The 1,110-nt window shown below is 31.4% G+C and carries 2 tRNA genes and 2 rRNA genes; all 4 read right to left on the bottom strand.

The features are described 5' to 3' along the window. Positions 1 to 624: 624 nt before the first annotated feature. Positions 625 to 700 (bottom strand) — tRNA-Ala (locus tag OXH55_RS19875). A gap of 3 nt (positions 701 to 703) precedes the next feature. Next, positions 704 to 780 (bottom strand) — tRNA-Ile (locus tag OXH55_RS19880). A gap of 6 nt (positions 781 to 786) precedes the next feature. After that, positions 787 to 903: ribosomal RNA gene (gene rrf, locus OXH55_RS19885) — 5S ribosomal RNA — on the bottom strand. 115 nt (positions 904 to 1,018) lie between these two features. Then, positions 1,019 to 1,110 (bottom strand): 23S ribosomal RNA (locus tag OXH55_RS19890); the annotation flags it as partial.

Below are 1,110 nucleotides of genomic sequence, written 5' to 3' on the forward strand. Positions count from 1 at the left end.
TGTTAGGCACGCCGCCAGCGTTCGTCCTGAGCCAGGATCAAACTCTCAATTTAAAAGTTTAATCTTTACTCAAATTTATTGACTGACTGTGTTTCCTTACTTCTGTTTAATTTTCAAAGACCAATTTAGTTTGTGTCGTTCTTGACGACAAAAACTATTTTATACTGTTTTTATATATTTGTCAACACTTTTTTACAACTTTTTTTTATTTTCTTCTGATATTTTATTTGTTAAAAGAATTTTATCAATGAAACCTATGGATTTTTCTAGCTTTTATCGTTATTTAAATAGTTTGTTATTAATGTCTTTTAGGTATTTTACATCCTATTTTATATTTATTTTTTAATAATCCCTACTTTAGTTATATAATATTTATTACTTTATACATTTATAAATAATATTGATATCACAACTAACAATTAGGATAGATTTTTTACCTAATAATAAAAATTAATTATCTTGCTTAAACATTATCATTAATGTATTTGAGCAGAAAAGTAATAGAATGATAATATAGAAATAAAAAATCATCATATATATACATAAAAACAAATCATAAATAAAAAGAATTTAATATTTCAAAATTAAAATAAAAAAAACAGCCTTTTATAAGACTGTTTTTAATGGTGGAGATAAAGAGATTCGAACTCTTGACCCCCTGCGTGCAAGGCAGGTGCTCTCCCAACTGAGCTATACCCCCATATGGTGGACCTTCAGGGACTCGAACCCCGGGCCTACCGGTTATGAGCCGGTTGCTCTAACCAACTGAGCTAAAGATCCATTTTTACCTGGCGACGACCTACTCTTCCACACCGTCTCCAGTGCAGTACCATCGGCGCTTTGAAGCTTAACCTTCGTGTTCGGTATGGGAACGGGTGTTACCTTCAAGCCATAACCACCAGATTTATACTATTTCTTTCTTACAGATACAAATTATATCATCATGATATATATTTGTCAAGACTTTTTTGAAAAAAATATTTATTATTCTTTCAAAATTGCACAGTGAATTTAATTATTGATCAAGCCCTCGACCTATTAGTATTGGTCAGCTGAATGCATTACTGCACTTACACCTCCAACCTATCAACCTGGTAGTCTTCCAGGGGT

Origin of the sequence: Clostridium ganghwense (genome assembly GCF_026735165.1) — a bacterium.
Classification (GTDB): domain Bacteria; phylum Bacillota; class Clostridia; order Clostridiales; family Clostridiaceae; genus Clostridium_H; species Clostridium_H ganghwense.